This window comes from Commensalibacter sp. A3DC (assembly GCF_047307945.1).
Classification (GTDB): domain Bacteria; phylum Pseudomonadota; class Alphaproteobacteria; order Acetobacterales; family Acetobacteraceae; genus Commensalibacter; species Commensalibacter melissae.
Map to the genome: position 1 here is coordinate 1 of NZ_JAXOQA010000070.1, position 7,634 is coordinate 7,634.

General features: G+C 35.8%; 7 protein-coding genes. 3 read left to right on the top strand and 4 right to left on the bottom strand.

Features of this window, described 5'->3' with window-relative positions:
- Nucleotides 1–183 precede the first annotated feature (183 nt).
- Genes exbB through U0839_RS07720 form a run of 3 tightly spaced genes read left to right on the top strand, consistent with a single transcriptional unit; the run spans nucleotide 184 to nucleotide 2,133 of the window.
- Nucleotides 184–912 (top strand): tonB-system energizer ExbB, encoded by a 729-nt coding sequence (exbB, locus tag U0839_RS07710; protein ID WP_155564967.1) that lies wholly within the window; start codon nucleotides 184–186, stop codon nucleotides 910–912.
- Nucleotides 909–1,325 carry a biopolymer transporter ExbD gene (locus U0839_RS07715; protein WP_155564966.1) on the top strand — a complete coding sequence of 139 codons (417 nt, stop codon included), beginning with the start codon at nucleotides 909–911 and terminating at the stop codon, nucleotides 1,323–1,325. Before exbB ends, U0839_RS07715 begins: the two co-directional genes overlap by 4 nt.
- Nucleotides 1,326–1,329: 4 nt before the next feature.
- Nucleotides 1,330–2,133, top strand: a complete 804-nt coding sequence (locus tag U0839_RS07720) for an energy transducer TonB (RefSeq protein WP_155564965.1) — start codon at nucleotides 1,330–1,332, stop codon at nucleotides 2,131–2,133.
- Between the two features lie 71 nt (nucleotides 2,134–2,204).
- Here U0839_RS07720 and U0839_RS07725 read toward each other — a convergent pair whose 3' ends face one another.
- The 4 genes from U0839_RS07725 to U0839_RS07740 all read right to left on the bottom strand — a co-directional run bounded on the left by U0839_RS07725 (nucleotide 2,205) and on the right by U0839_RS07740 (nucleotide 7,398).
- Nucleotides 2,205–3,464 (bottom strand): mechanosensitive ion channel family protein, encoded by a 1,260-nt coding sequence (locus U0839_RS07725; protein ID WP_155564964.1) that lies wholly within the window; start codon nucleotides 3,462–3,464, stop codon nucleotides 2,205–2,207.
- Nucleotides 3,465–3,581: 117 nt separating this feature from the next.
- A complete protein-coding gene (pabB, locus tag U0839_RS07730) occupies nucleotides 3,582–5,294 on the bottom strand; it encodes an aminodeoxychorismate synthase component I (protein ID WP_413550413.1) in 1,713 nt (570 codons plus the stop codon).
- Between the two features lie 233 nt (nucleotides 5,295–5,527).
- Nucleotides 5,528–6,778, bottom strand: coding sequence for a tyrosine--tRNA ligase (tyrS, locus tag U0839_RS07735; RefSeq protein WP_155564962.1), 1,251 nt, complete (start codon nucleotides 6,776–6,778; stop codon nucleotides 5,528–5,530).
- A gap of 143 nt (nucleotides 6,779–6,921) precedes the next feature.
- Nucleotides 6,922–7,398 (bottom strand): hypothetical protein, encoded by a 477-nt coding sequence (locus U0839_RS07740; RefSeq protein ID WP_122122980.1) that lies wholly within the window; start codon nucleotides 7,396–7,398, stop codon nucleotides 6,922–6,924.
- Nucleotides 7,399–7,634: the final 236 nt, after the last annotated feature.

Sequence of the window (7,634 nt, forward strand, 5' to 3'; positions counted from 1 at the left end):
TGATAATAATAATTAATATCACTTAATATTGATAATTAATATCACTTAATATAAGATAAAATTTATTAAGTTGAATTGCCTGTTAAAAATTTATTAAATATACAAGATCTTATTGGATTAACGCATGTCAGATACATTTATAGGATCATATCTTATCTCTCGTCGTCTATATGGAGATAACTAATGACCACTTTATCTTTTTCACCCTGGCAACTATTTGAAAATGCAAATCCTGTTGTGCAGTTTGTCATGATCATGCTTTTACTTGCCTGCTTAATCAGCTGGACAATTTTTATAGCGAAATATATAGAGATTTTCCGCCTCAACCATAACCTTTTGATTGATAAGTTCCGTTTACAAAATGCCAAAGAATTGATGCCTGACATTGATCTTTCCAAAAAAGGGATTGGTAGGACAATGTTAATGGCTATCACGGATGAATATCAGTGTTCCAATGTTTTGACACATGATTCGGAAGGGCTAAAGGAAAGGATTGTATTGTTATTAGAAAGAATTGAAAGCAATGAAGGTCATTATTTAAATAAAGGGACCGGTTTTTTGGCAACCATTGGTGCGATTTCACCGTTTATAGGCCTATTTGGAACAGTATGGGGGATCATGACATCGTTCACAGGGATCGTTTCCACCCAAACAACAAGTCTAACGGCTGTTGCCCCGGGAATTGCAGAAGCCTTACTTGCCACGGCTGTTGGTCTGGTTACCGCTATTCCTGCCGTAATATTCTATAATATGATTCTTCGTTCAAACGCGAATTGCAGATCAAAAATTGCAGACTTAAGTACCATTTTCATGCGTCTGGTTTCTCGTGACATAAGCAAGTTGCAAATAAAAGACAAGAATACACAGATCATACCCTTTCAACCAAAAATGATGGGGGAAAAAATATCATGATCCGTATGCGTCATGCTGATAACGATTCAAAAGAAATATGCGATATCAATGTCACACCATTTATTGACGTGGTTTTGGTTCTCTTAATCATCTTTATGATTACCGCACCTTTGACAACAGTAAAAATTCCGGTCACTTTGCCTTACTCTTCCTCAAAAAACATGAAACAACCCAACCACCCTGTTTATCTAACACTAAAAACAGACCATACCCTAACCTTAAATGATAAAACTATTTCATTAAAGGATATCAATTCCACTATTAACATTGCAACAAACAGCAATAAGGAAGAACATATCTTTCTTTATGCGGATACCAAAATTGATTACGGCTCTTTCATTATGGTAATGGATCAACTCCGTGCCGCGGGTTATCATAAAATTTCTTTGGTAAATTTACAAAACAAACAATAATGGCATGAAAACCTCCACGATTACTGACAAAATTTCCTTTACAGAATGGCAAGCCAACCGAAATGATCTCAGATCTAAAGAAAACCATTATATAATAATTGTTTCCTTTATCGTCTCTTTATTAATTCTTATTTTTCCTTTTTTTCTTTTTTACAATAATTCTTCAGTGCCCAACAAACCCGTTGTTACTGAAAGCAGTGCTCTTGTACTTGACTTATCCCCCAATCGAACAGAAACTCCGACTTCACCATTATTGAATAAACCTACAACACTTGCCAAAACAGAACCTTTGACACCCATTCAAAAATTATTGCCAAAATTTCCTGTATCAAATATTCTACCTGATATACCAAGAATAGAAAAATTCTCTAAACTCAAAATAAAGCAACCTTCCCAACATATTATTCCACAACATACTTCTCAATCTGGATCAAATTCAACATCCACATCAAAAAATAATAATACCGATCATCCATCAGAAAAGGATCAAAACGCACAAGTCATACACACTTCTTCAACATCCGCTAATTGGCAGGGAATGGTTTTAAATAAATTCGAACGTTTCAAACATTACCCGCCTGAAGCCCAAGCTGATGACCTAGAGGGAACCGCCATTTTGCACATTACCATAAATCGCCAGGGAATCATCCTAACAAGCAGTCTTGCAAAAAGTTCCGGATATTTGATCCTAGATCGAGAAGTCCTTACTTTATCCCACCGAGTTAAAAAACTTCCTCCTCCACCCGATGATATCCAAGGTTTACTAATTAATTTGGATATTCCTATAGAATTTCATATAAAACAATAAAAAGAAATTTGTTAAACAATATCTAAATGTTGATCTGTTCAACAAATTCTTGTCTTACTACACATCAATCATTATGCAGCATTTCCCTGATAAACTGTCACAGATGAACTGTTTCCAGATGGATTTTGATATGCACTTAATGAAAACTCCTCAATCACCGCATAGGCATGTTCAAAAATTTCCGATTGAATGGCTTCATAATCCTTCCAGACAACTGTATTGCTAAATCCATAAATCTCCAACGGTAACAATCCTGTTGCATCGGGGGCCATCTGTCGCACCATATAGGTCATCTGATTAAGAATACGAGGATGATTTTTCAAATATAAATCCAAATAGATACGGTAAAGACCCAGATTTGTGATTGACTGGCCTTTGGATAAATATTTGCCTAAATCCATAATAAATTCTTTATGATCAACCCTGTCCTTATTTTTTTCTGAATTTACAAAGGGTTGAAGCAACTTGCTTTCTAATATTTTTTCCTTTTCCTCAGGTGTTATATAATGAACGGTTGTAACATCAATATACACAGAACGTTTGATCCGTCTACCGCCAGATTCCTGCATTCCACGCCAATTGGTAAAAGAATCGGAAACAAGCGCATAGGTAGGAATCATCGTAATTGTATTATCAAAATTGCGAACCTTAACAGTTGTCAAACCAATATCCATTACAATTCCATCCGCACCATATTTGGGCATTTGTATCCAGTCATTTACACGCATCATATTATTTGCAGATAACTGAACTCCCGCTGATAAGCCCAGAATGGAATCCTTAAAAACTAACATGATGACAGCTGCCATGGCTCCCAGTCCACTGATCAGGATAAGTGGCGATTTGTCAATTAGTACGGAAAGAATAAAAATACCAAAAAGCAGTGCGGCCAATAATTTAAATCCTTGAAATATACCTCCAAGCGGAAGCCGCGCCGCTATATCCAGCTTACTTGCAAATTTTAAAACAATATCCAGAAATGAAAATATTGACAGAAGTGCACAGACCAATACCCAAACTTTTGCGGCAATCATAAGAAAAACTAGCGTTTTCACACCCTGATGCACCCAAAAAGTGGTCTGTAGTATGACAATCAACCCCTGCACAGTAAAAGCCATACGGCTAAATAACTGATTCTCTGTAACGACCTTGCTCCATAGTCGCGTGCTTTTTTGTGCAAATTGAACCAATCGGACCAACACAATCCGATGTAAAATCACATGAACAATGGCCGCCGTAAGGATGATAATAGATACAGCTGTTAAAAACAAAGTAAACTGATTAAATTTAAAACCATGTTGCTGTAAAAAATCTATAATATGTTGTTGCATATTAACCTCTTGATTAATTGTGCGATAAAATAATTTTTCATAAAAAATCTCATAAAAAAATCTGGTTATTTTAACCCAAATATATCTTCGATATCTTAATATCTTATCTGTAGTACTCTAACTGTTTAACGAATTTTTCCAGATCACTTTACGCCATTTACGAACACTGTTTATAAAAGCGATCTGACTTCCTACCTGTATATCCTGTTTATAAATCACCTGTTCTGTCGCCATGCCCTGATCCAACAGATATTGACACATCGTTCCTCTCAAGAGGCCAGAAGAGACAGGTGGCGTAACCCATTTCCCCCCTTTACACAAAAGAATATTTCCATTGACAAATTCTGTAACTTCATCTTTCTCATTAAAAAGTAATTGTTCACAATCCAATGTAACAGGAGGATAAAAATCCCTTCTTGTCGTTTTGTGGTATAGAAACATATTATCTGACAAAACAGGTTCTTTCGCCCATCTTGCGATCAAATCGTGATGTAAAGACTGAATAGCATTAATTTCTATCTGGATTAACCCTTTTTGATCTAACAATATTCTTACCTTCCAGCATCCTCGTTCATATTGACAGGAGAGATGTTGCAGGCTTTTTAACAATTCTGCCTGGTTAAAGGAAAAATCAAAATATTCAGCCGATTTTTTCAGCCGGTCCAGATGTAAAGATAAAAGAAAATAACATCCATTCTCTAGCAAGACTGATTCAAGTAAATGATCGGGTATCGGGCGATCATACAAAACCTGTATTTTATGAATAACTTCACGATATTCATCCTTGGAAGTGGAATCCCAAGTTATTCCTCCTCCAACACCATATACAGCTTTTTTATTTTGGACAACCAACGTTCGAATAGGAACGGAAAATATCGCTTCTTGATCAGGGGTTACTATCCCAATAGCACCACAATAAACTTCACGCGGCTGTTTTTCAAGCTTTCGAATAATTTTCATTGTATTTGCTTTCGGTGCACCAGTTATAGAACCACATGGAAATAACGCCCTAAAAATATCCGATAATGTTGTTTTTTCCTTTAATCGTGCAGTTATTTCTGAAGTGAGTTGCCAAACTGTAGGATATTTTTCTTTATCGAACAAAGATGAAACCTTCACACTTCCCTGCTCTGCAATTTGTCCCAAATCGTTACGCAGCAAGTCAACAATCATCAAATTTTCAGCACAATTTTTTTCATTATTCAATATTTTCCTGTTTTCAAGGTCTTCCGTTAAGATTAATCCCCTTGGGGCTGTTCCTTTCATCGGTTTAGCAGTAATTTTCCTTTCTTTTACCTGAAAAAACAATTCCGGAGATGCCGAAAGAATTTGAAACAATCCAATATCCAGATATGCACTATAACTTGATTGTTGAGCCTGCAACATATGCAGATAGAACTCATACGGGTCTTCCTGGAAATCCGTTCCCATTCTCAATGTATAATTCACCTGATAGGTATCACCGTCAGCGATATGATTTTTAACAGCTGCAATAGCTTGTTGATATTCATGCCATGAACAATCAGGTTGCCAATTCATTAATCCAAAATCAATTTTTTTAGATTGTGGTTTGAATTTTCTTTTTATCGGTTTTTCAAAAATACCAAACCATAACAATGGCATTTTTTCAGGAGGATGCGTTATCAAATAAGAACGAAAGGCAGACGCGGCTTCATACGTTATAAATCCTGCTGCATAATATCCTTTTCCTACCCATTCCTCTATTTCCTGTATACAGGATAAAACCCTATCCAACTGACGTGTTTGTATAATCCTCAAAACATTTTCGAAATTGTAAGGATAGTTTAAAAAATCAAACTGTAATTTCATAAAAACCGTAAACGAAAAAAGATAATCACTGTAAAATTATCAATTTTTTAATCTAATTCTATAATAATACAGCGATATATATTTATTTTATAATCATTGATAGAAAATGATTCATTTAATTGTATAAAAACCAAATCATGAAAATAAATCTTTTAAAACCGATATTTGGTTTTAAAAGGTTAAGACAAAAAACGATTGTTTTAAACGGTAATATTAAAAATAGCATCCTTATACTATCGACAACGTATCAATATATGATTTTTACGACCTGATGACAGCTTAATAACCCCATCACATAACGCATCATCAGTAATAATTTGTCCCTCATCACTAATTTTTTCATCATTAATTCTTGCCCCACCCCCTCGAATTAATCTTCTGGCTTCCGCATTACTATTCACTAACTTTCCAAGAACAAATAAACGAAAAACAGGAACACCCTGTTGTAGCATTTCGGTGGGCAAGACTATTTCGGGTAATCCGTCTTGAGCCAGTTTACCCTGCTCAAATATGTCTCTAGCCGCCTTCTGTGCAGCTTCTGCTTCACTACGACCATGACAAATTGCGGTCACTTCTGTTGCCAGCATTTTTTTCGCCTCGTTTATTTCCGCTCCTTGCAAAGCGGCTAAACGTTCACATTCCTGAATGGAAAGATCTGTGAAAAGTTTAAGAAAACGACCAACATCCTGATCTTCCGTATTACGCCAAAATTGCCAGAAATCAAAAACCGAACATTTCTCCTTGTTAAGCCAAATGGCTCCTTTGGCTGTTTTTCCCATCTTGGCCCCTGAACTTGTTGTCAATAAGGGGGCTGTTAATCCAAATACCTGTTTTCCCTCCATTCGACGTACAAGTTCTACACCAGATACAATATTTCCCCATTGATCTGAACCACCCATCTGTAAAACAGTTCCATAACGACGATTTAATTCGCGAAAATCATATGATTGCAAAATGGAATAATTAAATTCAAGAAATGATAACCCTTGTTCTCTTTCCAAACGTGTTTTAACACTGTCAAAGGATAACATACGGTTAACTGAAAAATGAATGCCAACATCCCTTAGCAAGTCAATGTAGGAAAGCTTTTTCAGCCATTCTGCATTATCAACCGTAATTGTTTTGTTTTCGCCTGATCCAAATTGTAAAATTTGATGAATATTCTGGACAATCCCATCTAAATTCCGATCAATTGTACCCTGATTCATCAAGCTGCGTGCTTCTTCCCGGAAAGAGGGGTCTCCGATTTGGGCTGTTCCACCACCAACTAAAGCAACGGGCTGATGTCCATGTTTTTGCAATAAACGCAACAGCATCAGCTGTACCAAAGACCCGACATGCAAACTGTCAGCTGTTGGATCAAATCCGATATATCCAGAAATAGAACCTTTTGCCATACGCTCATCCAGACTTTCCAGATCAGTCGCCTGAAAAATAAATCCTCGTGCCTGTGCTTCCTGTATAAACGAACTTTTTGGGGTCATAATATTATCTCAGAATCAGATTTGGTCAAAAATTTAATCAACGTTGACTTGAACTCGGCAAATCAGATTTTTCTATGTATCATGAATTAGTTTAAAATCAAAGAACACGCTTTAAATGTTCCTCAAAACTAAAGAGACTCTTTTTATGAAGGGGGTAATGAAATGGGCGGTGCATACCCATTTGACGGGTCAGTGATCCTGACCTTTTGCTGAGACTGGCGTGAATGTTTTAACCCTAACAAAATAGACGGGGGTGAAACATAATGATTAGGTGTTCCACTTGTATATTCACGCATAGTCGATTGATCATCTGTCAAGGCAGGATGTTCAGAATTGGTATAGACACCCCCCTCCTCGATATAGGGATCTGGATGAGTATGCCAACCTTTTTTACGTAGCGGATTATGCATCTGATGTTTGGAAGGGTATAAACCTCTTTTTTTATGATAGGATGGAAAAATGCCAGTATCAGTATTATACTTATTCTCCGATTGATGGATATTCCATTCTTCATTCGGGGTTTCCTTAGTTGTCACAGAAGGCTTGGCATAAATTGAATGACTTGATGAATCATATAGACTTATCCCAATCATGAATAAGAAAAGTTGGTATTTTTTCATAATTCGTTCATATCCCTTAATAATCGCCTAGATTATAATTTTTTTTAGACAAATGGTGAATGTTTTTTGATTATCTTTTTATGGTTTGCATCCGAGTGATCGGACAAAAAACTTTTCTTGAACAATTATATTCAAATAACAATTAATAACATTTAATATTTTATTTAAGCCTAAAAAATTTTGGAAATCCAACATTCATTTATAAATTAGCTAAATTTTTATTTCAGTAATTTTTT

Coding starts and splice junctions, on each gene's coding strand:
- exbB (WP_155564967.1), top strand. CDS start 184: ATGACCACTTTATCTTTTTCACCCTGGCAACTATTTGAAAATGCAAAT.
- U0839_RS07715 (WP_155564966.1), top strand. CDS start 909: ATGATCCGTATGCGTCATGCTGATAACGATTCAAAAGAAATATGCGAT.
- U0839_RS07720 (WP_155564965.1), top strand. CDS start 1,330: ATGAAAACCTCCACGATTACTGACAAAATTTCCTTTACAGAATGGCAA.
- U0839_RS07725 (WP_155564964.1), bottom strand. CDS start 3,464: ATGCAACAACATATTATAGATTTTTTACAGCAACATGGTTTTAAATTT.
- pabB (WP_413550413.1), bottom strand. CDS start 5,294: ATGAAATTACAGTTTGATTTTTTAAACTATCCTTACAATTTCGAAAAT.
- tyrS (WP_155564962.1), bottom strand. CDS start 6,778: ATGACCCCAAAAAGTTCGTTTATACAGGAAGCACAGGCACGAGGATTT.
- U0839_RS07740 (WP_122122980.1), bottom strand. CDS start 7,398: ATGAAAAAATACCAACTTTTCTTATTCATGATTGGGATAAGTCTATAT.